Origin of the sequence: Marinobacter sp. M3C, from assembly GCF_023311895.1 — a bacterium.
Lineage (GTDB): Bacteria > Pseudomonadota > Gammaproteobacteria > Pseudomonadales > Oleiphilaceae > Marinobacter.
This window is the reverse complement of sequence record NZ_CP092284.1, coordinates 1,137,695-1,160,163: the sequence shown is the minus strand read 5'-3', so window position 1 is coordinate 1,160,163 and position 22,469 is coordinate 1,137,695. Positions and strand designations below refer to the sequence as shown.

The 22,469-nt window shown below is 55.6% G+C and carries 22 protein-coding genes; 16 read left to right on the top strand and 6 right to left on the bottom strand.

What is annotated here, in order from left to right:
• Nucleotides 1-4: 4 nt before the first annotated feature.
• A complete protein-coding gene (locus MIH18_RS05260) occupies nucleotides 5-682 on the bottom strand; it encodes a response regulator transcription factor (RefSeq protein ID WP_249008963.1) in 678 nt (225 codons plus the stop codon).
• Nucleotides 683-953: 271 nt separating this feature from the next.
• Here MIH18_RS05260 and MIH18_RS05255 point away from each other — a divergent pair, with 271 nt between their 5' ends.
• The 3 genes from MIH18_RS05255 to MIH18_RS05245 are packed head-to-tail and all read left to right on the top strand — an operon-like array spanning nucleotide 954 to nucleotide 3,416.
• Nucleotides 954-1,967: an ABC transporter substrate-binding protein gene (locus tag MIH18_RS05255; RefSeq protein ID WP_249014092.1), complete on the top strand. Its 1,014-nt coding sequence runs from the start codon at nucleotides 954-956 to the stop codon at nucleotides 1,965-1,967.
• Entirely contained in the window at nucleotides 1,964-2,755 is a 792-nt protein-coding gene (locus MIH18_RS05250; protein ID WP_249008262.1) for an ABC transporter permease, read from the top strand. The genes MIH18_RS05255 and MIH18_RS05250 overlap by 4 nt, the downstream gene beginning before the upstream one ends.
• Complete coding sequence (locus tag MIH18_RS05245; protein ID WP_249008263.1) at nucleotides 2,748-3,416, top strand: ATP-binding cassette domain-containing protein; 669 nt, start codon at nucleotides 2,748-2,750, stop codon at nucleotides 3,414-3,416. Before MIH18_RS05250 ends, MIH18_RS05245 begins: the two co-directional genes overlap by 8 nt.
• 40 nt (nucleotides 3,417-3,456) lie before the next feature.
• Here the strand turns inward: MIH18_RS05245 and MIH18_RS05240 are convergent, their stop codons facing one another.
• From MIH18_RS05240 to MIH18_RS05225, 4 genes are read right to left on the bottom strand one after another with little or no spacing between them, the layout of a single operon-like run.
• Entirely contained in the window at nucleotides 3,457-4,260 is an 804-nt protein-coding gene (locus MIH18_RS05240; RefSeq protein WP_249014091.1) for an ABC transporter permease, read from the bottom strand.
• Nucleotides 4,257-4,982 (bottom strand): ATP-binding cassette domain-containing protein, encoded by a 726-nt coding sequence (locus tag MIH18_RS05235; RefSeq protein WP_249014090.1) that lies wholly within the window; start codon nucleotides 4,980-4,982, stop codon nucleotides 4,257-4,259. Before MIH18_RS05235 ends, MIH18_RS05240 begins: the two co-directional genes overlap by 4 nt.
• On the bottom strand, nucleotides 4,979-5,953 hold the full coding sequence (locus MIH18_RS05230) for a PQQ-dependent catabolism-associated beta-propeller protein (RefSeq protein ID WP_249014089.1): 975 nt from the start codon (nucleotides 5,951-5,953) through the stop codon (nucleotides 4,979-4,981). The genes MIH18_RS05235 and MIH18_RS05230 overlap by 4 nt, the downstream gene beginning before the upstream one ends.
• A gap of 42 nt (nucleotides 5,954-5,995) precedes the next feature.
• A complete protein-coding gene (locus tag MIH18_RS05225) occupies nucleotides 5,996-7,171 on the bottom strand; it encodes an ABC transporter substrate-binding protein (protein ID WP_249008267.1) in 1,176 nt (391 codons plus the stop codon).
• A gap of 312 nt (nucleotides 7,172-7,483) precedes the next feature.
• On the opposite strand from MIH18_RS05225, the gene pedF reads away from it, so the two are divergent.
• The 12 genes from pedF to MIH18_RS05165 all read left to right on the top strand — a co-directional run bounded on the left by pedF (nucleotide 7,484) and on the right by MIH18_RS05165 (nucleotide 21,040).
• Nucleotides 7,484-7,912, top strand: coding sequence for a cytochrome c-550 PedF (pedF, locus tag MIH18_RS05220; RefSeq protein ID WP_249008268.1), 429 nt, complete (start codon nucleotides 7,484-7,486; stop codon nucleotides 7,910-7,912).
• A 77-nt stretch (nucleotides 7,913-7,989) separates the two neighbouring features.
• Nucleotides 7,990-8,946 carry a transporter substrate-binding domain-containing protein gene (locus tag MIH18_RS05215; RefSeq protein WP_249014088.1) on the top strand — a complete coding sequence of 319 codons (957 nt, stop codon included), beginning with the start codon at nucleotides 7,990-7,992 and terminating at the stop codon, nucleotides 8,944-8,946.
• A gap of 211 nt (nucleotides 8,947-9,157) precedes the next feature.
• Entirely contained in the window at nucleotides 9,158-10,933 is a 1,776-nt protein-coding gene (locus MIH18_RS05210) for a PQQ-dependent methanol/ethanol family dehydrogenase (RefSeq protein ID WP_249008270.1), read from the top strand.
• 192 nt (nucleotides 10,934-11,125) lie between these two features.
• Complete coding sequence (locus tag MIH18_RS05205; protein ID WP_249008271.1) at nucleotides 11,126-12,646, top strand: aldehyde dehydrogenase family protein; 1,521 nt, start codon at nucleotides 11,126-11,128, stop codon at nucleotides 12,644-12,646.
• Nucleotides 12,647-12,956: 310 nt separating this feature from the next.
• A complete protein-coding gene (gene pqqA, locus MIH18_RS05200) occupies nucleotides 12,957-13,028 on the top strand; it encodes a pyrroloquinoline quinone precursor peptide PqqA (protein ID WP_007153157.1) in 72 nt (23 codons plus the stop codon).
• Between the two features lie 56 nt (nucleotides 13,029-13,084).
• Nucleotides 13,085-14,020 carry a pyrroloquinoline quinone biosynthesis protein PqqB gene (gene pqqB, locus MIH18_RS05195; RefSeq protein WP_249014087.1) on the top strand — a complete coding sequence of 312 codons (936 nt, stop codon included), beginning with the start codon at nucleotides 13,085-13,087 and terminating at the stop codon, nucleotides 14,018-14,020.
• The gene (gene pqqC, locus MIH18_RS05190) at nucleotides 14,017-14,772 is read left to right on the top strand and encodes a pyrroloquinoline-quinone synthase PqqC (RefSeq protein ID WP_249014086.1); all 756 of its coding nucleotides are present in this window, start codon (nucleotides 14,017-14,019) and stop codon (nucleotides 14,770-14,772) included. The genes pqqB and pqqC overlap by 4 nt, the downstream gene beginning before the upstream one ends.
• Nucleotides 14,772-15,065 (top strand): pyrroloquinoline quinone biosynthesis peptide chaperone PqqD, encoded by a 294-nt coding sequence (gene pqqD, locus MIH18_RS05185; RefSeq protein WP_249008274.1) that lies wholly within the window; start codon nucleotides 14,772-14,774, stop codon nucleotides 15,063-15,065. The genes pqqC and pqqD overlap by 1 nt, the downstream gene beginning before the upstream one ends.
• Nucleotides 15,062-16,219 carry a pyrroloquinoline quinone biosynthesis protein PqqE gene (gene pqqE / locus MIH18_RS05180; RefSeq protein ID WP_249014085.1) on the top strand — a complete coding sequence of 386 codons (1,158 nt, stop codon included), beginning with the start codon at nucleotides 15,062-15,064 and terminating at the stop codon, nucleotides 16,217-16,219. The genes pqqD and pqqE overlap by 4 nt, the downstream gene beginning before the upstream one ends.
• A gap of 70 nt (nucleotides 16,220-16,289) precedes the next feature.
• A complete protein-coding gene (locus tag MIH18_RS05175; protein WP_249014084.1) occupies nucleotides 16,290-18,095 on the top strand; it encodes a prolyl oligopeptidase family serine peptidase in 1,806 nt (601 codons plus the stop codon).
• A 49-nt stretch (nucleotides 18,096-18,144) separates the two neighbouring features.
• Nucleotides 18,145-19,308 carry an alcohol dehydrogenase-like regulatory protein ErcA gene (gene ercA / locus MIH18_RS05170; RefSeq protein ID WP_249014083.1) on the top strand — a complete coding sequence of 388 codons (1,164 nt, stop codon included), beginning with the start codon at nucleotides 18,145-18,147 and terminating at the stop codon, nucleotides 19,306-19,308.
• A complete protein-coding gene (locus tag MIH18_RS05165; protein ID WP_249014082.1) occupies nucleotides 19,292-21,040 on the top strand; it encodes an ATP-binding protein in 1,749 nt (582 codons plus the stop codon). Before ercA ends, MIH18_RS05165 begins: the two co-directional genes overlap by 17 nt.
• A 54-nt stretch (nucleotides 21,041-21,094) precedes the next feature.
• Here MIH18_RS05165 and MIH18_RS05160 read toward each other — a convergent pair whose 3' ends face one another.
• Nucleotides 21,095-21,520 (bottom strand): GFA family protein, encoded by a 426-nt coding sequence (locus tag MIH18_RS05160; RefSeq protein ID WP_249008279.1) that lies wholly within the window; start codon nucleotides 21,518-21,520, stop codon nucleotides 21,095-21,097.
• A gap of 192 nt (nucleotides 21,521-21,712) precedes the next feature.
• Between MIH18_RS05160 and MIH18_RS05155 the strand changes: the two genes are divergently transcribed.
• Nucleotides 21,713-22,462: a CLCA_X family protein gene (locus tag MIH18_RS05155; protein ID WP_249014081.1), complete on the top strand. Its 750-nt coding sequence runs from the start codon at nucleotides 21,713-21,715 to the stop codon at nucleotides 22,460-22,462.
• Nucleotides 22,463-22,469 lie beyond the last annotated feature (7 nt).

Below are 22,469 nucleotides of genomic sequence, written 5' to 3'. Positions count from 1 at the left end.
GTGGTTAGCGCTTCAAATATTGACTGAAGTCCACATCGCTGGCGGACAAAATAGCCTGCACCCGGTTGTGTACGCTGAGTTTGCGCAATATTGCAGAAACATGAGCCTTAACGGTGGTTTCGGCAATGTTCAGGTTGTAGGCAATCTGTTTGTTGGATTCGCCTTTGGACATTCGTTCCAGTACCAGTAACTGGCGCCGGGTCAGAGAGTTGAGCAGCTCTGGGGAAACCGGATTGTCATCATTACGTCGGCGCCGGCCCGAGCTTTCTTTGCCGGTGCGGATGATGTCAGAGGGCAGATACACGTTGCCGTTGAGTATTTGTTGAATGGCTTCTGTCATCTTAACCCGGGGCGAAGATTTGGTGATAAAGCCCACGGCGCCGTAGGTGATGGCTTGCAGCACCACCTGTTTTTCTTCCTCGGCTGACACAATCACCACCGGAATGGTGGGCGCTTCGTTGCGCAGTGTAATCAACCCGTTCAGACCGTGCATGCCGGGCATATTCAGATCCAGCAGAATCAGGTCGAGATCGTCGTTTTCTTTGGCGATTATCAGCGCACTGTCCAGGTCGTCGGTTTCGAGGATCTCGCTGCCTTCGAAACCTGACGCGATAACACTGCTGATTGCTTCCCGGAATAGTGGGTGGTCATCGGCAATCAGGATTTTGTAGGCTGGCTCCATGAACGTTTCTACCTGTTTTTTTTCGTCAGTGAGAACTGCTGCAGGTTCATCATAGCGGGTTTCAGGCGAATGTGTGGCATGCGGCTTGGCAAGCATAGCGATTCCTGGGCGGCGAGTTTCCTGCGGCCAATGTGGCCTGCGGACCTCTGGTTGTTATTGTAATAAGCCTATTACACGTTATGTCGTTGTTGAGTTGAATGCGACCATCGCACCAAAAAACAGACACCAAAGTACAATATTTGCGAGTCGCTCTGGTTCGTATTGTGTGGAGATGAATAAACCACAACGAAATTTGCGTTTTTCGGTACTTACTGGCATCGCTATGCTGGTCACGATTCAGTGTTTTGGATCGATTGCCCAGGCGGAATCCATAAAATCAGATCCAGAACTGCCTGAACTGTCGGTGAGTGTGTTGCAGTTTGGTACGGCGCACTGGGAGCTGGACCACATCGTTCATCAGCAGCTGGACCGCAAGCATGGCTATCGCCTGGCTTTGAAGGTGGTTGCTAACCTTTCGGCATCGCATCTTGCCGTTGTCAGTGGTTCAGCGAACGCTGCTGTTGCCGATCTGCTGTGGGCACAGTCACGGTATCAGGCCGGAAGCCCCTATCTGTACCTACCTTTTTCATCCCAGATTGGCGACATTGTGGTGTCGGAAAGTTCTGGCGTTCGCAACCTGGCCGACCTTCAAGGCCTGCGTATTGGCGTAGCGGGAGGTCCAGACAGCAAGGGCTGGGTGCTTCTGCAGAAGGTGGCTTCCCAACAGGGTATCGACCTTGCAGGTTCGACCGAGGTCCAGTTTGCTGCACCACCGTTGCTGAGCCAAGGGCTCAAAAGGGGGCAAATGGATGCCATAGTTACCTACTGGCATTTTGCTGCTCGATTGAAGGGAGAGCACGGGGAAGAGGGAGGCTGGCGTTCGGCTTTTGGTATGACCGATTTGCTGGTTGCCATGAACCTGGACCCCAGTTTGCCCGTTCTGGGGTATGTGTTTCCGGAAAAATGGGCAAACCAACACAAAGAGCTGATTGATCGTTTTGCCGGTTCGGTTGCTGAAGCAAAAGCGGAGCTCGCAGCCCGGCCGTTGGCCTGGGAGCGGTTACGGCCACTTCTACAGAATCCGGAAGCTGGCGTGTTCCATGCTCTGCGAGACGGTTTCATTGCCGGAAATCCGGAACCTCTAACGGACGATCGCATTGCTGACTTAAGAGAGTTGTTGGTTCTAACGGGTGCCGATGCGGGATCGTTTATGCCCGCGCGCCTGTTTTATCGGCCGCAGCCATGACCAACGGTGGAGGCGCTTCGAAACCGGGGCGGCCGCCGATATGGACCTACTGGATTGTATTGCCATCGGTGCTTGTGCTGTGGGCGCTGGTATCGGGGCTGATCCAGTCGCCGCTGTTACCGTCGCCATCGGATGTGCTGGACAGCCTGATGCGGGAAGCCAATTCCGGTGATCTTTGGTACCACCTGTCCGCCACCTTGCGCAGGGTGGTGTTGGCGTTTTTTCTAGCGATGTCGCTGGGTATTCTGATCGGCCTGGCAATGGGCCGTTCAATCTTCATTAATGCTCTTTTCGATCCGCTACTGGTTTTGCTGCTGAACCTGCCTGCATTGGTTACCATCATTCTGATGTACGTCTGGTTTGGTCTCGTTGAGTCGGCAGCGATCATGGCCGTGGTCATCAATAAAGTTCCCAACGTTGCCGTAACAGTGCGCGAAGGCGCCCGCAGCCTGGACTTCCGGCTGGAGGATATGGCAACGGTTTATCGTTTCAGCCGTTGGCAGCGGTTCCGCGACGTTTGGGTGCCGCAATTGTTTCCCTACCTGATGGCTGCCACCAGGGGTGGCCTGGCCTTAATCTGGAAAATCGTGTTAGTGGTAGAGTTGTTGGGCCGTTCCAGCGGGGTGGGTTTTCAGCTCCAGATGGCTTTCCAGATTTTCGACGTGGCCGCTATTCTCGCCTATAGCCTGGCATTTATTGCTGTGGTCCAACTGATAGAGCTGGCCATTCTGCAACCGCTGGAGCGCCGGTGCAGCCGCTGGCGCCAGCCTGAGCAAGCCCATGCTTGAGCTGTGCATTGCTGGTCGCGATTTTGCTCAGCCGGTGTTGGGCGAAATCGCCACTGTGGTGAAGTCTGGCGATCGTATTTGCCTACTTGGCCCCTCCGGCATCGGCAAAACCACCTTGCTGAACGCCATTGCCGGGCTGGATTCGAGTGTGCCGGGAAGCGCCATTATTGGCCGCCGGGAAGTTCGAATTGGGTACTTGTTCCAGGAGCATCGTCTGTTGCCCTGGCGCAGCCTGAGGGCCAACTTGGAGCTTGTGGGGGTCTCGGCGCCAGAGGCTGACGACTACCTTGCCCGGGTAGGTTTGGCCGGTTACGGCCACTACTTGCCTGATCAGTTGTCACTGGGTATGGCCCGTCGCGCCGCATTGGCTCGGTGCCTGGCGGTCAAGCCCGAATTGCTGCTGCTAGACGAACCTTTTGCGTCTCTTGACCCGGTTATGGCGGGTGATCTTAAACAGCTGGTTGCGGGAATTCTGGATGTCAATCCCGCCATGGCGATGATTTGCGTGACCCACGATGGTGGGGATGCCGCAACGCTGGCCAATCGACTGTGGTATCTCGATGGCGCGCCGGCGCGGCTGCAGTGGGATGGTGCGATTGAACAGCCCGGTCAGATCCAGCGTCTGTTAGGAAAACTAAGAGAGTCTGAACGAGCGGGCTAGACAAAAGCCTGGGTATTAAGCGTTGAATACAGCCCAACATTCAGACTGGTTTAGTGCCCAGTATTTTTGTTCTCTGTGGCCGGAAGCCCGCCGTGGCCAAAATAACCAGCACCACGGTAACCCCTGTACTCACTCCCCAGGCTAACGGACTCCACTGCAAGTAAAGCGAGAAACGAATGGCTTCCACCGCATGGGTAAACGGGTTGAACTGGCATACCCAATATAGCCAGGGGCTGGCTTCGTTCATGCGCCACAGCGGATACAGTGCCGAAGACATAAAAAACATCGGGAAAATGACAAAGTTCATTACCCCGGCAAAGTTCTCCAGTTGCTTGATCCAGGTAGCAATCAGCAGTCCCAGCGCGCCTAGCATTAAACTCGCCAGAATCAGTGCCGGCAGCACGGCAAGGTAACCCCACGTTGGCGGTTCCACATCTACCAACAAGGCGACAAATAAGAAGATATACACCTGAATCACCGACACCACGCCCATGGCCAGCAGTTTTGTAACCAGCAGGAAGGGCCGCGGCAGGGGGCTCATCAATAGCACCCGCATGCTGCCCAGTTCGCGGTCGTACACCATCGACAGCGCGCCCTGCATGCTGTTGAACAGAATGATCATGCCGCACAGCCCCGGTGCAATGTAGGTTTCGTAGGTGATGTAGGTTTGATAGGGCGGAATAATGGAGATACCAAGGACGGCTCGAAAACCGGCGGCAAATACCACCAGCCAGAGCAGTGGGCGAACTAACGCGCTGGCAAATCGGGTGCGTTGTTGCCAGAAGCGCAGCCATTCACGGGTTTGAATGCCGGCAAAGCAATGCCAGTAGGCTGCGGGTTTCATGAGCCAACTCCGGTGAGCAATTCAAAGGTTTCAGCCAGGGTAGTGGTGCCTGCCCGGCTGCACAATTCTTGCCCGGGGCCATCTGCCAACAGCCTGCCCTGGTGCAAAATCATGACTCGGTCTTGTGCCGCAATCTCTTCGATCAAGTGAGTGGCCCAAAGCACCGTCAGATTATCGTCTGCGCACAGTTGTCGCACGTGGTCGTTCAACGCCTTGCGGCTAGCGATGTCCAGCCCCGCGGTGGGTTCATCTAAAAGCAGCAGTGTCGGTTGATGCAGCAAAGCGCGGGCAATTTCTACCCGGCGCCTGTGGCCGCCATTCAAGGCCCTTACGGGATCGTTGGCCCTGTCCAGCAAACCGAAGCGCTCCAGTTCCTGGTCGCCTCGCAGCCGCGCCTGTTTGCGCGAAAGCCCATGCAGCGCACTGTGATACATCAAGTTCTGGCGCACCGTTAAATCAAGATCCAACGCATTTTGCTGAAACACCACGCCAATTTGGCGCATCACCTCGGCGGGGTGTTTTTTCAGTGATTGCGCGGCGAACAGGATGTCACCCTGCTGCAACGCCAACAGCCGGGTCAACAAGCCGAAAAGGGTCGACTTGCCAGCCCCGTTGGGACCCAGCAGGGCGTGGAAACGCCCACTGTCGAGGGCAAAGCTGATGTCGGTCAGTACCGGTTTTCTGCCGTAGCAAAAACCGATATTCCGTGCTGCCAGTGTCATGAGTTTGGGTCGATAACCACACCCCAAGGGTAGCGGCCTACTTTGATGGATTTGATAACTTTCATATCGTCCAGGTCAATAACCGACACATCGCCAGACACACCGTTGGTGGTATAAAGCTGGGTTTCGTCTTTGTTCAGATCCAGCTGCCACACCCGGCTGCCCACCAGCAGGTAGTCAAGAACTTCATAGGTTTTGGCATTCACCACGGCGACATGATTAGCGGGTCCAAGTGCGACAAAAGCATATCTGCCGTCAGACGTCAGCTCAATGCCCACTGGCTGCACACGGTCCTGATTCACGCCGGGCACCTTGAAAGACATTTCGTGAATCTGCTCAAGCTTGTCCACGTCAATAATGTGCACGGTGCCGCCGATTTCAGCCGAGGCCCAGGCGATCTTGCTGTCCTGGCTGAATTCCACGTGGCGCGGCCGTTGACCAATCACTATGTTCTTGTCAATTTCAAACGTCTCGGTATTGATCCAGTGCAGCATGCTGGTGGTTTCTGACGTGTTCACCGCCCATTTTCCGTCCGGGCTCACGGCCATGCCTTCGGGTTCAATGCCAACATCAATCTGGGCAAGCACGATTTTAGTGGTCACATCCACCACGGTCACGATGTCGTCGTCTTCGTTGGCGATGTACAAATGCTTGTTATTAGGGTGCAGCGCGAACTGCTCCGGATCTTCACCCGAGGGCAGGGTGTCGATTATCTTGCGGGTGGCCAAGTCCAGCACCTGAACGGTATCGTCGTCGCTGGCGCAGATGTACAGTTTGGTGAAGTCCTTGGACAACAAAATGCCCCGTGGCCTTGCGCCAACATCAATTGTTTCAATAACCTCCATGGTTTCTGTGTCAATAACAGACAGAGTGTTGTCCTTTTCATTGGACACGTAAGCCAGGCTGGCCATCGCAGGTGCAGACAGCCCGAGCAGGGCGGCCAAAGCCGTTTTTTTGAGCAGCGATTTCATGGGTTAACTCCTTATTGTTCTGAATGGCGCGCGCTCAGGCGGTCAACCGTTGATACGACACGTGCTTTCCGGCTCATCAAAGCCGAGGGTATCCATTTCGGTTAGGGGGTGAATAAAACCTTCAAACGGTGCAGTTGCCACCAGTCCCCGCGGGTGCACCAGCGGAATTGGTTGGCGCAGCTGGCCATTCCACTGGCGATAGGTTAATTTTCGGCCTTTAAAAGCCGCCAACTGAAAGCGGTCACTGAAAATAAGCTGGCGAACGCTGCTGGCATCTGCGCTGCCAGCCTGTGTAACAGCGGTGCCTACAGAGCGCACAGCGGCCCAAGCGGCATAGTCTGCACTGTTCATATCGCGCCCCGCCAATTCTTGAAAGCGGCTTTGCAATTGCGCCGCCCCCCAGCTTTCAACCACCCGGTGCCAGGCTACGGGCGACATTCCTTGGGTACCCACCACCGGCCTTGGCAGCCAGGTGTTAAAGGGCACGTATTCACCAAAATCACCGCGCACATCGGCCACCACCACCGCATCGTAATCTTTAGCCTGGGTGAATAACGGTAACTCTTTGGAGGCTGTACGGCGTAAATCGGTGTCGAAAGTCCAGGGTTTATCTTCAACAATGTCGATGCCAAAGCGCTTGGCCGAGCGGCGAAAGGCGTTGGCCCAGGCCACATCGGCTTCGGTGGGGCCGGTGATCAGGAACACCTCGTTCCAGCGCCGCATTTGCAACCATTGGCCAAGGGCATCTGTCAGCATGGCGTAGCTGGGAATGGTGTGCAGCAGGTTGTTGTGGCACTCGCGGGTGCGCAGTGCATCATCTGCAGCGCCTGCGTTGAACACCAATGTATCGGCCGCGGCTTTGTCCATAATGGCGGCGAGTGTGCTGGCGGGCGCGTTGATCACAAACAACTGCACACCCTGTTGCTGCAGATTTTCAAACGCAGCAATAGCGGCCTGTTCCGAATCGGCCACCTGAGTGGCCAGTTCATAGCGGTGGCCCATGAATTTTCCGGTGGTGCTGTTGTCAGCCATGGCCAGTTCGGCGCCCCGCAGGCCTGCGTCTTCAGGCTCGGGAAGCACGTTTGACAGCACTGGGCCTGAGTCAGGCGTCCACTGTACGTAGCCGACTTTCACATTCACTGTGTCCGCCGCAAAGGAGAGCATTGCGGTCAGAGTGGTAAACAAAAACGTGACGATCAGGAATGCAAATCGAAACATGAGGCTCTCCGGATTTTTATTGTGTGGTCAGCTTAGTGAAGGTCAAAAGTCCCGGGAATATTCAGAAAGTAGGAAACTGCCAGTACTAAAGGACTATTCCGCTCCCAATCAGCCTGTTTAACATGGCGAGGAGGCTTACGTTGGGCCTCTCGCGCTTTGGCCTTAGCTCCAACTGTACTACTACCAAGGAACTAAGCCGAAACCTCCAAAGTGCCATTCGGATTTGCTGGCGAGTTTCTTACACTGTTTGGAGATACTGGCGTCTCACAAATCCAACCGCCAGAGCACAAAGAATCAATAGAGGTAACAACCATGGCAATCTCCTTCTCACTCAAAGCACTCGCAACGGCAGCCTTACTGAGCACCGCGGGTTTGGTGATAGCGCACGGCAATGTCACCCCACAACCGGTAGATACCGGCGACCTTCCAGTATTGGGCGCCGATCTTCTGCTTGAAAACCCGTTCCGTGAGGGTGGTTCCCACGGCGATGCGAACGCCCTGGCTGTGCAGATTGGTGAAAGCGCCTACGCCGGCAACTGTGCTGCTTGCCACGGAATTCGGGCAATGTCCGGGGGTTTAACTCCAGATTTGCGCGAACTCGAGGAATGGGACGACGAGTACTATATGGGCCGGGTACAGAATGGTACCGATCGGGGCATGCCGTCGTGGAAAAAAACGCTGGATCAGAATGCGATTTGGGCCATCAGAACCTACGTTGAATCCTTGCCAAAGCCTGAGTGAATGGTGCTGGCCAAAAACATTTTCGGTTCGTTACCGGGCTGGCATTATGCCGGCCTTTCGCTGTTGGAGAGAAAGCAATGAAAGCGCTGTTACGATGTTTGGTAATGATGCTGTTTTTTCAAACGGGTATGGCTCAGGAAGTGGATGACGGCGACATGCTGCTGAACCGGCCTGCTGAGCGTACTTACGACATCATTATTGAGTCCGGTTATCTGAAGGTGGGGGTATACCAGAATTTTCCACCCTATTCTTACCTAGCGAACGGCGAGCCCCAGGGCATTGATGTGGAGCTGGGCAAGCGCATTGCTGCCGCTATGGGCGTGGAGTTCAAAGTGCACTGGATTGTGCCGGATGAAAACCTGGGGGACGACCTGCGCAACAACGTCTGGAAAGGGCACTATCTGGCCAAGCGGCGCCTGGCGGATGTGATGATGCGGGTGCCTTACGACAAACAATACGCCTATATGCAGGATTCTACTGGCGAGTATATAAACGAGCAGGTAGTGCTGTTTGGTCCTTACCAGCAAGAAACCTGGCAAATTGCATACAACCCGCAAAAGATGGACTCCGTCGAAACCATTGCGATGTTTCAGTACCACCCGATTGGCGTGGAAATCGACACCTTGCCGGACTTTTATCTGACCTCTGGCCTGAACGGTCGTCTTCGCGGTCAGGTTCGCCATTACACCAATGTTCACGAGGCGTTCAGTGCCATACGCGATGGCGAGGTCAGCGCCGTCATGGGCATGCGTGCTGAAATCGATCATGAGTTGTCGAAAGCTGAAAACAGCGGGTTCAGGCAGGCTGGTAATGCTTTTCCGGGTATTGGCAAGCAAGTTTGGGATGTGGGAATGGCCATCAAGAGCACACATCGACAACTGGGTTATGCCCTTGAAGAGATTGTGGGCAACATCGTTAAATCGGGGGAGTTGGAAGGGATGTTTGCTGACGTTAACCTGCGCTACAGCGTGCCCCAATATTATCGGGCGTTCCTGAGCGAAGAGGCGATTGCGCAGGCCGAAGGTAAACCCTGACGCCCGTTGCAGATGATCTACCATCGCAATTTTTGTTTAAACCCACGCCTTCGACGTGGGTTTTTTGTAAGGGTAGTACGACCAAGTGATGAGAAAACCACGCCCGGGGAATCATTGTTGATTGCACCGGTAAAGCGAAGAATCTGTACAGAGGCGGGAAAACTTCCCGGTTCACCGAAAACCGACAACAAGAGACTCGGAGAGCGCAACCATGAGATCGAATAGATTCGGCATTCGCATTGCCGTCAGCGCCTTGGCTTTGGCCGTTTCCTACGGCGCCCAGGCGGTAACCGACGAAGACATTCTGAACGATGCCAACACCCCAGAAGACATTGTCAGCTATGGCATGGGCACTCAAGGGCAACGATTCAGCACCATTGAAGATTTGAACACTGAAAACATCCGCTATTTACAGCCCGCGTGGGCATTTTCTTTTGGCAGTGAAAAGATGCGCGGCCAAGAATCTCAGCCGATGATAAAAGATGGTGTGATGTACGTGACTGCTTCCTATTCACGGGTTTACGCTATTGACGCGAGAACCGGCGAGGAAATATGGCAATACGACGCTCGCCTGCCAGATGGCATCATGCCCTGCTGCGACGTGGTCAACCGCGGTGTTGCCCTTTACGGTGATAAAGTCTACTTCGGCACTCTGGACGCCAAACTGGTTGCCTTGAACAAAGACACCGGCAAGCCGGTTTGGATCAAGACAGTCGCGAATTATCAGGCCGGCTATGCCATCACCGCTGCCCCGATTGTGGTGAAAGGAAAACTGATTACTGGCGTGGCTGGCGGTGAGTTTGGCGTAGTGGGTAAAGTGGAAGCTTACGATCCCGAAACAGGTGATCTGGTTTGGACCAGACCCACGGTAGAAGGCCATATGGGCTACGTGTATAAAGATGGTAAGGCCATTGAAAACGGTATTTCTGGCGGTGAAGCAGGTAAAACCTGGCCTGGAGACATGTGGAAGAACGGTGGCGCGGCCCCGTGGCTGGGCGGCACTTACGACCCAGACACCGATTCGTTATTTTTTGGTACTGGCAACCCGGCACCTTGGAACTCGCACTTGCGCCCGGGGGATAACCTGTTCTCCTCTTCGCGCCTGGCCATTGATCCAGACGACGGCAGTATCAAGTGGCACTTTCAGACCACGCCCCACGACGGCTGGGATTATGACGGCGTTAACGAGCTGATTTCGTTCAATTACGAAGAAAATGGTAAAACCGTGATGGCCGCGGCCACCGCCGACCGCAACGGCTTTTTCTATGTTTTGAACCGGGAAAACGGCGACTTCATTCGCGGCTTCCCGTTTGTGGACAAAATCACTTGGGCGACCGGGCTTGATCCAAAAACCGGCCGGCCGATTTATGCCGAAAAGGGGCGCCCGGGTGATCCGTCGTCAATGGACGGCACGAAAGGCGAAACGGTTCTGGCGCAGCCGGCCTTCCTGGGCGGTAAGAACTGGATGCCGATGGCGTTCAGCCAGGACACCGGCCTGTTCTACGTACCCTCAAACGAGTGGTCAATGGACATTTGGAACGAGCCCGTATCCTACAAGAAAGGCGGAGCGTATCTGGGCGCAGGTTTCACCATCAAACCAACAAATGACGATTATATTGGCGTACTGCGCGCCATGGATCCCAAAACCGGAGAGGAAGTGTGGCGTTATGAAAACCCGGCACCTTTGTGGGGCGGGGTAATGACCACCGCCGGCAATCTGGTGTTCACCGGTACGCCAGAGGGCTATTTAAAAGCGTTTGACGCCAAAACGGGCGAAGAACTTTACAAATTCAACACCGGCTCAGGCGTGGTCGGCACCCCGGTGACCTGGATGATGGATGGCGAGCAATTCGTGTCTGTATCGTCAGGTTGGGGCGGAGCGGTTCCGCTTTGGGGCGGCGAAGTGGCCAAGGTGGTCAAAGACTTCAACCAAGGCGGTATGGTCTGGACCTTTAAACTGCCGAAGGATCGTGTTGCCAGCAACTGATTCCTGAGTGCGATGAAAGCAGGCGCCAGGAGGTTGGATTTTATGATCAGCCGTCTGGCGCCGATTAGTACTAAGGGATGAGTGTTTCACCCCTATCGCATCATTCAACGATAAAGGTTTAGTATCTACATTGAGTGGGTAAATACGAAAGCCCACGTTGGTGAGCAACAAACACAAAAAGAGGTCGAAACCATGATCTACGCACAACCAGGAAAGGAAGGCTCGGTCGTTTCTTTCAAAGCGCGTTATGGAAACTACATTGGCGGCGAGTGGGTTGCCCCGGTAAAAGGGCAGTATTTTGACAACATCACGCCGATTACCGGTAATGTGATTTGTGAGATTCCCCGTTCCACCGCCGAAGATATCGAGTTGGCACTGGACGCTGCACACAAAGCGGCGCCGGCTTGGGGCCGAACGTCGGTACAGGAGCGTTCCCGCATTCTGTTGAAAATAGCGGACCGCATAGAAGAAAACCTGGAACTGCTGGCGGTTGCAGAAACTTGGGACAACGGCAAAGCCATTCGTGAAACTCTGAACGCTGACATTCCACTGGCGGCTGACCACTTCCGCTATTTTGCCGGTTGTATTCGCGCTCAGGAAGGCCATATGGGTGAAATCGACCATAACACCGTGGCCTATCATTTCCACGAGCCGCTGGGTGTCGTTGGGCAAATTATTCCTTGGAACTTCCCGATTCTGATGGCGGCCTGGAAGCTTGGCCCATGCCTTGCGGCCGGCAACTGCACCGTCCTGAAGCCGGCCGAGCAAACGCCCGCGAGCATACTGGTACTGATGGAGCTGATTGGTGACCTGCTGCCGCCGGGCGTGCTTAACGTGGTCAACGGTTACGGTATTGAAGCCGGCCAGGCACTGGCGACCAGCAAGCGCATTGCTAAAATCGCCTTTACCGGCTCTACACCGGTAGGCACGCACGTTTTGAAATGCGCCGCTGAAAACCTTATTCCGTCCACGGTGGAACTGGGTGGCAAATCGCCAAACATTTATTTCGCAGATGTGATGAAAGCCGAGCCTGAATTCATCGACAAGTGCATTGAAGGCCTGGTTTTGGCGTTCTTCAACCAGGGTGAAGTGTGTACCTGTCCGTCCCGCGCCCTGGTGCAGGAAGACATGTACGACGAGTTCATGGAACAAGTGGTTGCACGCACCAAGGCAATCAAGCGGGGTAACCCGCTGGATACCGACGTTCAGGTGGGCGCCCAGGCCAGCAAAGAACAATTCGACAAGATTCTGTCATACCTTGAGATTGGCAAGCAAGAAGGCGCTGAAGTGCTCACCGGCGGCGGCCGCGAGCATCTGGAAGGCGAGTTTGCTAATGGCTTCTACATCCAGCCCACGTTGTTTAAGGGCGACAACAAGATGCGGGTGTTCCAGGAAGAGATCTTCGGCCCGGTTGTGGGGGTAACGACCTTCAAAACCGAGGAAGAAGCGCTGGCCATCGCCAACGATACCGAGTTTGGCTTGGGCGCAGGTGTCTGGTCCCGTGATACCAACGTGGCTTACCGCATGGGTCGCAACATTCAGGCCGGTCGGGTCTGGCTGAACTGCTTCCACGCGTATCCCGCCCACGCCGCCTTCGGTGGTTATAAGAAATCCGGTATTGGTCGTGAAACCCATAAGTTGGCGCTTGATCACTACCAGCAAACCAAGTGCATGCTGACCAGCTACGACATCAACCCACTGGGCTTTTTCTAGGCCCGGGCTGGCACATTGGTCGTGTGTTATTTTTACCCCGGCGCCAGCCGGGTGTTCTTTCTTTTAAGTCCTTTTGAGGGGCAGTCATGTGTCGCTCTTCTTTGGCCCCCCGTGGGCCTTTTTTGTTTTGCCGCGCTAAAACGTGCGTGCTCAGCGAACGGCCTCAGTTGCAACACAAGGTGCACTAAAAACAGTGCGAAAGTACCATATTGGTCATTTGCTGCTACCTTTACGATGGGTTTTGGGGAAGCGGTGAAAGCGCCGGTATTCCCTTGATGCGCAAACAATCATGATAAAAGAGGTAAGCATTATGTGGACAAAACCAGCTTATGAAGATCTGCGTATTGGTTTCGAAGTCACTATGTACTTCGCCAACCGCTGAAGTCTGAAGTAGCCAGCGCCCCGGCGTTGGCTATTTTTCTTCCGGAGCTTCTGCTTATGTTTATTCAGGTTCTTGGCTCAGCGGCAGGCGGCGGTTTCCCCCAGTGGAACTGCAATTGTGCCAATTGCGATGGCCTGCGCAAGGGCACCGTTAACGCTCACGCACGCACCCAGTCATCCATCGCGGTCAGTGAAGACGGCGAACGCTGGATACTCTTTAATGCCTCCCCCGATATTCGTGCCCAGCTGGCGTCGTTTCCTGCTATGCAGCCGGCGCGCGCGCTGCGCGACACCGGTATTGCAGCCGTGTTGTTGATCGACAGTCAGGTGGATCACACAACCGGCCTGCTTACACTTCGCGAAGGCCTACCGTTAGATATTTGGTGTACCGCACAGGTGCACGAAGACCTTAGCTCGGGTTTTCCGCTGTTCCCGATGCTGGAACACTGGAACGGAGGATTACAATGGCAAGAAATTGCCCTTGGCGACGGCGTCGCCGAAGCGTTTGTTATTCCTTGCGCGCCGAATCTGAAACTGACCGCTATTCCGTTGCTGAGCAACGCGCCACCCTATTCGCCCCGCCGCGACCAGCCACACCCCGGTGACAATATTGGCGTGTTTATCGAAGACACGCGCACGGGTTCAACTGTGCTCTACGCACCGGGGCTGGGTAAACCTGACGAGCACATACTGCAGTGGATGCGCCAGGCAGATGTTCTGATGGTAGACGGCACCGTGTGGCACGATGACGAAATGATTCGCCAGAAAGTCGGCACAAAAACCGGTCAGGACATGGGTCATCTGGCCCAGAGTGGTCCTGGTGGCATGATTGAGGTGTTAGATACTATGTCGTCCAGCCGCAAAATCTTAATACATATCAACAACACCAACCCGATTCTGAACGAGGACTCCGCGGAGCGAACGCAATTGGCGCAACACGGAATCGAAGTAGCCTGGGACGGAATGCACATTGATCTGTCGGGGGCGCCATGAACGCCATTGTGAACACCACCCTGAGTCGCGCGAATTTTGAACAGGCGTTACGCAATAAGGGCCGGCTCTATCATATTCATCACCCGTATCATCAGGCCATGTACGGCGGCCAGTGCAGCCCCGAGCAAATCCGCGGCTGGGTGGCCAACCGCTATTATTACCAAGTGATGATCCCGCGCAAAGACGCGGCCATTATGGCCAACTGCCCTGACGCCAGCGTGCGCAAACAATGGTTGCAGCGCATTCTTGACCACGATGGTCACGACAGCGATGTGGGTGGTATTGAAGCCTGGCTGTGCCTGGCAGAAGCCGTGGGGCTGACTCGGGAAGAAGTGACCGACCAGCGTCACGTTTTACCCGGCGTGCGTTTTGCGGTGGACGCCTACCTGAATTTTGCTCGTCGCGCGACCTGGCAAGAAGCGGCGTGCTCCTCACTGACCGAGCTGTTTGCGCCGGAAATTCACCAGTCTCGTCTGGACAGCTGGCCCCAGCATTATCCTTGGATTGACGAGGCGGGTTATAGCTACTTCCGCAAGCGCCTGTCAGAAGCCCGCCGCGATGTTGAACATGGTCTTGCCATTACGCTGGAATATTTCACCAGCGCCGCCGGGCAAGCTCGCGCCTTGGAGATTCTGCAGTTCAAACTGGACATTCTGTGGAGCCTGCTAGACGCTCTAACCATGGCTTACAGTCACAAAACGCCGCCGTTCCATACGGTTACCGACCAGCAAGTTTGGCACAGGGGGCTGTGATGGCAGACTCGGCAGCAGTTGGCGAAACAGCTGGAAACATACCGCGTTTCCGCCGTGGCTTCCGGTTTCAGTGGGAGCCGGTACAGAACGGCTATGTGTTGCTCTACCCCGAGGGCATGGTGAAGCTTAACGAAAGCGCCGGCGCTATTCTGCGCGAGGTGGACGGCCAGCGCTGCGTGCAGGACATTGTTAGTGCGCTGGAACAGGCCTTTCCCGAGGCAGGGCCGCTGGCGGGCGATGTTAACGAGTTTCTGCAACACGCTTGCGAACAACATTGGATTGAACTTTTATGAATATGCCTTCATCCACGCTGACCGGCCAGAAAGCGGGCACCATCGGACCACCCTTATGGCTGCTGGCCGAGCTAACCTACCGCTGCCCGTTGCAGTGCCCGTACTGTTCAAACCCGTTGGATTTTGTCCAGACCGAGCGTGAGCTCAGCACGGAAGACTGGGTGAAAGTGCTACGCCAGGGACGGGAAATGGGCGCGGCCCAGCTGGGATTTTCCGGCGGTGAGCCGCTGGTGCGTCAAGATCTTCAAGAGCTGATTGCGGAAGCGCGGCACCTGGGTTATTACAGCAATCTGATCACGTCTGGCCTGGGCCTGACTGAAGCCAAAGTAAAGTCTTTCGCCAGCGCAGGGCTGGATCATATTCAGGTCAGTTTTCAGGCCTCAGACCCAGAGCTGAACAACGCGCTGGCCGGTTCTCGCAAGGCGTTTGAGCAAAAACTGGCGATGGCGCGGGCGGTGAAAGAAGCCGGCTATCCCATGGTTTTGAATTTTGTGATTCACCGCCACAACATTCACCAGATGAACGACATTATGGCGCTGTGTGAGCGCCTGGGGGCGGATTTCGTAGAGCTGGCGACCTGCCAGTATTACGGTTGGGCGTTCAAAAATCGCGAAGGCCTCATGCCGTCACGCGCGCAGCTGGAGAAAGCCGAGCGTGAAGTGAATCAGTATCGTGCGCGCCTGCTGGACGCCGGCTCGGCCATGAAGCTGATTTTTGTTACCCCCGACTATTACGAGGAGCGCCCGAAAGCCTGTATGAACGGTTGGGGCAGTCTGTTTTTGACAGTGGCACCGGATGGTGCGGCGCTGCCTTGTCACAGTGCGCGTTTGTTGCCCATCGATTTTCCCAATGTGCGCGACAATGATTTGAAACACATCTGGTACGACAGCCCGGGCTTCAACCATTACCGCGGTGATAGCTGGATGCCGGAGCCGTGCCAATCCTGTGATGAGAAAGGAAAGGATTTTGGCGGCTGCCGCTGCCAGGCTTTTTTACTGACCGGTAACGCCGACAATGCTGATCCGGTGTGCAGCAAATCGATCCACCACGACCGTGTTCTGGCTGCACGCCAGGCCGCCGACCATGCCACCGCGGGCATTGAGGAACTGACTTATCGTAACGCCGGCAACTCCCGTATGTTCTTCCGCAGTTAGCCAGCCTTCCTCCAAAGGCATACTGACCGCCACTGAAGCCTGCGCTGGTTACATCCAGCGCAGAGGTTTGGTGGCGTCAAACGCTGGGGTATTTTGGCTGCAAAACGAACCCGAAACCGGCGCCAGCCGGATATGGCACTTGGATGACCAAGGGGCACCGTTTGCGTTGGATACGAATCTACGCAATCTTCGCAGTCGGGTGAATGGCTACGGGGGCGGTGCCCTGGCTGCCGCACCGGATGGTGTGTTTGCCGTTAGCGACGATCAACGCATTCATTTTATCCCTTTGGGCGTTGCGCAAAGCCAGGTGCTGACGACCGATACCGCCGCCTATGGCGGATTGCGGGCTGATCCATTGCGGCAACGGGTGCTGGCGGTACGCGAAACCGGGCAGGGCGTGGCGGATGGTTTTCAGCAACTGGTCGCGGTGGCTCGTGATGGCGCGCTGACGGTGCTGCACCAGGGCGAAGATTTTTACAGTGCGCCCGCGTTGTCGGCAGACGGCCGGCACATTGCCTGGGTGAGCTGGCAACTGCCCGATATGCCCTGGCTGCAAACCCGTGTGTGGACGGCGAACATAACGGGTGATGGCACACTGGAGAATCCTCGGGCGCATACCGCTCCCCAACCAGCGTCTATTCAGCAGCCGGTGTTTGCGGGGCAGGACCTTTGGGTGCTGTCTGACCATGAGGGCTGGTGGCAACCCTGGCAACTCGACACCCAGAACCCCGCGAGTATCTGGACAAAAGCCGCGGTGCCCGAATGCGACCACGCCAATGCACCTTGGCAACTGGGTGAAGTGCACCACTGCCCACTACTGGGGGGAGGTTGGGCTCGCGCCCATTATGACCTCGGCCGCGGCGAGCTGTGGTTGTCGGGCTCTGGCCATCCGAACCCTGCACGGATTGCGCCGGCGTTTAGCGATTTTCGCAGTCTGTGCACCTGTGGCGATTTTCTTTATGCCATTGCACGTTCCCCGGGCCGCCTGGATGCGGTGCTAAAAATAGATTCGCAAAGTGCTGAGGCGAGTGTCGTCGCCGGTGGCGAGCCAGCGCTGCCCGGGCATAGCCTAGCGCAGCCCGTCTCGTTTCGAGTTCCGGCCCTTGCCGAGGAAACGACCGCACCCCAAGGCTTTTTGTATTCGCCTCTGACACCCGGCACAGAGCCACCGGCTCTGATTCTGGTCGCCCACGGTGGGCCAACCTCCGCGGCCTATCCGGTATTCAACCCCCTGATTCAGTTCTGGTGCCAGCGCGGCTTTGCTGTTGCGGAGGTGAACTATCGTGGCAGCAGCGGGTACGGCAGGGCGTTCCGGCTTGCACTGGCAGAGCGCTGGGGCGAGATTGATGTGGAAGACATGGCGCGGGCTGCAGATGCCCTGGTTGCCACAGGCCACGCCGATGTCAATCAGGTGTTTATTCAGGGCCGCAGTTCTGGCGGTTATACCGCGTTGATGGCACTGAGCTTGGATCAGCGCTACAGCGCCGGCGCCAGCCAGTTCGGCGTGACCGATCCTATGCAGCTGCGGCGCATGACCCATCGCTTTGAATCCGGTTATCTGGATTGGTTGTTGGGATGCCCCGAGCGCCATCCGCAACGCTGGCAGGACCGCACCCCCCGGTTACGCGCGGCGGCAATGGCTGCGCCGGTGATCTTTTTTCAGGGCGGTCAGGATAAAGTGGTCGTTCCCGAACAGACCCGCATGATGGTCGCGGCCATGGAGCAAGCCGGGCAGAAACCAGAGCTTCACTGGTTCCAGAACGAAGGCCACGGGTTTTTACAACAGGCGAATCAGGCGGCCATGCTAGAGGCACTTTGCAGCTTTTATCAACGGTATGGTCGAAACACCCATGAATGCATAGAAAGCTTGAGTTAAACTCTCGGCTATTACATATAAAAATAAACTTAACGTCGAGTGCTTGTTCATGAGTCACGACATATCCGCTTTAAGAAAATTTGTCTCGCCAGAGATCGTATTCGGAGCCGGATCAAGGAAGTCTGTCGCTAATTTTGCCAGTAATTTTGGCGCAAAACATGTGTTTCTGGTGTCTGACCCAGGCGTCGCGGCCGCCGGCTGGGTGGGCGAAATCGTCACCTTGCTGACCGATGCCGGCATACGTACCACGGTTTACACTGGTGTTTCGGCGAATCCCCGTGTCGATGAGGTTATGGCCGGTGCCGAGCTCTACAAATCCTCCGAGTGCGATGTGATTGTGGCCATTGGCGGCGGCAGCCCCATGGACTGCGCCAAGGGCATCGGTATTGTGGTCAGCGATGGCCGCAATATTTTGGATTTTGAAGGGGTGGACACCATCGTAAACCCGCCACCGCCGATGATACTGATTCCAACCACGGCCGGGACCTCGGCTGATGTGTCACAGTTCGCCATCATTTCGGACCCTGTCCGTCGCTTCAAATTTTCCATCATCAGCAAAGCCATTGTGCCGGATGTTTCGCTGATCGATCCCGAAGTGACCGAAACCATGAGCAGTTATCTGACGGCCTGCACCGGCGTTGACGCCCTGGTGCATGCCATAGAGGCTTATGTGTCTACGGGCAGCGGGCCCTTGACCGATTCCCATGCGCTGGAAGCGATCCGCCTGATTAACCGCAATTTGGAACCCTTGGTGGCTAATATCGCCGATGCGTATTTGCGCGAGCAGATCATGTTGGCGTCCATGCAGGCCGGTCTGGCGTTTTCCAACGCAATCCTGGGTGCGGTTCACGCGATGTCCCACAGCCTGGGAGGTTTTCTGGATTTGCCCCATGGATTATGCAACGCGGTGCTGCTAGAACACGTGGTGGCTTACAATTTCCACTCAGCGGAAGAGCGCTTTCGCCGTGTTGCAGAAGCCATGAATATTGACACACGCGGCATGAGCCAGGCAGAAATTCAGAAACGCTTGATGAGTCGTATTATTCAGCTCAAGCGCACTGTGGGGCTAGAGGCCAAGTTGTCAGAGTTGGGGGTTAGGGTATCTGATATTCCGTCTCTCTCTGGCTTTGCATTACAGGACCCATGTATTTTGACCAATCCTCGCAAGTCGTCACTCAGAGATGTTCAGGTTGTGTATGAAGAAGCCCTTTGATGATGACCGTGGCTATGAGGTGGGTGATTTGTTGGGGCTGGGTCGCCAGTCTGTGCGCAAGAACTATTACCTCGCGCTGCAAGAGCGCCTGGAGGAGTTAGAGCGGGAGCGTAATCGCTATAAGTGGCTGTTTGAAAAGGCACTCCACGGTATTTTTCAGGGTGATTTACGGGGTGGTTTTCTGGCTTGCAACCCGGCCATGGCCAAAATCTGCGGTTACCTCAGTGCTGAAGACCTGCAATCCCGGGTTATCCGCTTGCGTGAACAGCTTTTTTGCAGCGCCAATGAGTTTGATGCATTGCGCCAGGAGCTATTAGATAGCGGCAGCCTGAGTGCTCGCGAAACCCGCCTGCGTCGCGCCGATGCGACGCCGGTTAATGTCGCTATCACCCTGCTTAGGCGGCCAGATCTGGGGCCAGAGGTGGTTGAGGCGTTTGTGGCAGATATAACCGAGCGGGTGCAGGCGCGGCAGAAGCTGGTGCAGGTTAATGCTGACCTGGAGCGCCGGGTAGAAGAGCGCACCCAGGCGCTGCAGAACGCCAACGTTGGGCTACATTTTCAGATTGCCGAACGGGAAAAAGTCGAGCGCGAACTGGTTATCACCGCCCAAGCCGCGCGCGATGCGAACCGCAGCAAAGACAAATATCTGGCAGCGGCCAGCCACGATTTACTGCAACCCTTAAACGCCGCGCGCCTGACCATATCGGCGCTGCAAGAAAGCGCGCTGCCGGCGGAAGAGGCGAGGATGGTGCACCAGGTGCATCGCGCGCTTGAAGGTGCCGAGGACTTGCTAGCGGATTTGCTGGATATTTCAAAGCTGGACCAGCAGGCCATGGTGCCGGATCTGCTACTGACCGATGTTGCTGCGCTGGCAAAAAGCCTGGGTCAAGAATTCGAAGCGGTGGCGACCAACGCCGGCGTGCGGTTTCACGTTCGTACTATCCCAGCGCTGATAAAAACCGATCAGCGTATGCTCACACGCATTCTTCGTAATTTACTGAGCAATGCCTTTCGCTACACCCTCAGCGGCCGTGTTCTACTGGCACTGAGAGCCCGCCGCGACAGCCTGCGTATTGAAGTGTGGGATACCGGTGTGGGTATTGACGCAACTAAGCTGAAGGATATTTTTACCGAATTTCATCAGTTGTTGCCGCAAGGAACCGGCGGGCGCCAGGGTGCCGGGCTGGGGCTGGCCATCGTTGAACGTATGGTGTCGGTGCTGGGCTACCGGGTAGAGGTGGTTTCCCGGCCGGGCAGAGGTTCGCGGTTTTCGCTGGTGCTGCCGGTGGACATGCAATCAGCCCGTCGAGCTGCGTTGCCGGCCACTGAAATTGTGCCCAGCTTTGTTCACGGATTCGCTGGCATTTGGGTAATGGTGATTGATAACGAGCCGGCCATACTCGCGAGTATGAAGCTGTTGCTGGAGCGCTGGGGCTGTCTGGTAATCGCCAGCCCTGACGAGCATCAGGCTTTGGAGTACCTGCGGCAGACAAACAACGTACCCGCGGCGGTGCTCGCCGATTACCACCTGGATGATGAAAAAACAGGCTGGCAGGCCATTTCAGCGATACGGAAGCTACTGGGCGCGCCGGTGCCAGCGGCCCTTATTACCGCAGATCGGGGCGATGAACTGCGCTCGCTGATGCGGGCTCAGGGGTTGCCGATTTTAAATAAGCCGGTAAAACCCAACCGTTTGCGGGCATTGCTGACGAGTTTGTTGTCTGCGAAATAATGTAATGCCCGTGCTGACCTGTGCCACGGGCTTCATGCGACGAACGAGCCACTGCTATTCAGGCAGGGTTTCCCCGGAGCCTCCCATTTCAGCGGGCATGTCCTTCATTTTGGGCAGGCCATCTTTAATCTGTAACACTGATTCCTGATAATGCACATGCAGCGCCGGCTCAAACATCAGACCCGGCAGGTTGGCAACGTATACATCAACCAGGCCCCAGGCAGGGTGGTCGGTAAATATGTGGCCGCCGCACTGCTTGCACCATTTGCGGTGACTTTGCTCGGTCAGGTGAAATTCAGCGACCTGATCAGCGCCCGAGAGCACTTCAAGCGTGTTCGCGGGCCACAGCGAAAACGCATTTACCGGCCCCGCAGACCAGCGCCGGCAGGAATCGCAATGGCAATAGCCCATCGCTTCGGGTGCACCGCTGACTTGAAACTGGACTGCGCCACAAAAACACGTGCCTTGATGCTGATTCATAGTTTTAACCTCGTATTATTGTTCTGCTGCTACAGTCTCAAAACAGCGGCGGCTCTGTACATAAGACCAAATTGGTAATTGAAAGCGACTTTGGTCGCACACCACCTTCGCCGGGTTTTTCGTTTGCAGATTTGACCCATCCGTTATTTCACTTCAGAATACTGTATAAATAAACAGTAATCGGTGAGAATTATGAAGACCGCCACCGCGACATCTTTTGTCACGATCAGACGCCAGTTCGATTTTCGCAGTATTGAAGTCGGTCGTTGGGTTACGCCAGAAGAGCGTGATTTTGCAGCAGTGCGCTTCTATCAGGCGCTGTGCGATTTGATGACAATCCTCAAGAGTCCAGAGCTGCTGATTTCGTTACGGAGCACGCTTAGCCTCCAGTACGGCATTGGTGGGCGCCCTGGTGTGGCTGCACACTATATTCCGGCGACACGGCAACTGGCGCTAGCCAAAAATGCCGGTGCGGGTAGTCTGGCCCATGAGTGGTTTCATGCTTTCGATCACTACATGGGTAACAAGGCCTTCCACAACCCGGTCAAGCATGGCTTTGCGTCCGGAGCATGGCTTGATAGTAAAAAACAGAAACAACACCCATTAAACGCCCAGTTGGAACACTGCTTTCGCACCATTTTACTGAATGAGAGCGGCACTGAACCCAGTGATCAGTTTCAGTGCTCGCAACAAGCAGACAAGAAACTGAAGGTGCTGTATTACGCTCGGCCGGAGGAACTCTGCGCACGGGCCTTCGAAGCCTTTGTTGAAGACAGCTTGCCCAGCAATAGTTTCCTGGTACGTGGCACTGTTTATTCGGATGAGGCAAAGACGGGGCTGTACCCAGGGGGCCAGCACAGACAGACGATCAACGAAGCGTTTGAAAACTACTTCCAGGATTTGGGCAGAGCGTTACATCGGGAGCAGGCCCAAGCTGGATGAAAGCGGT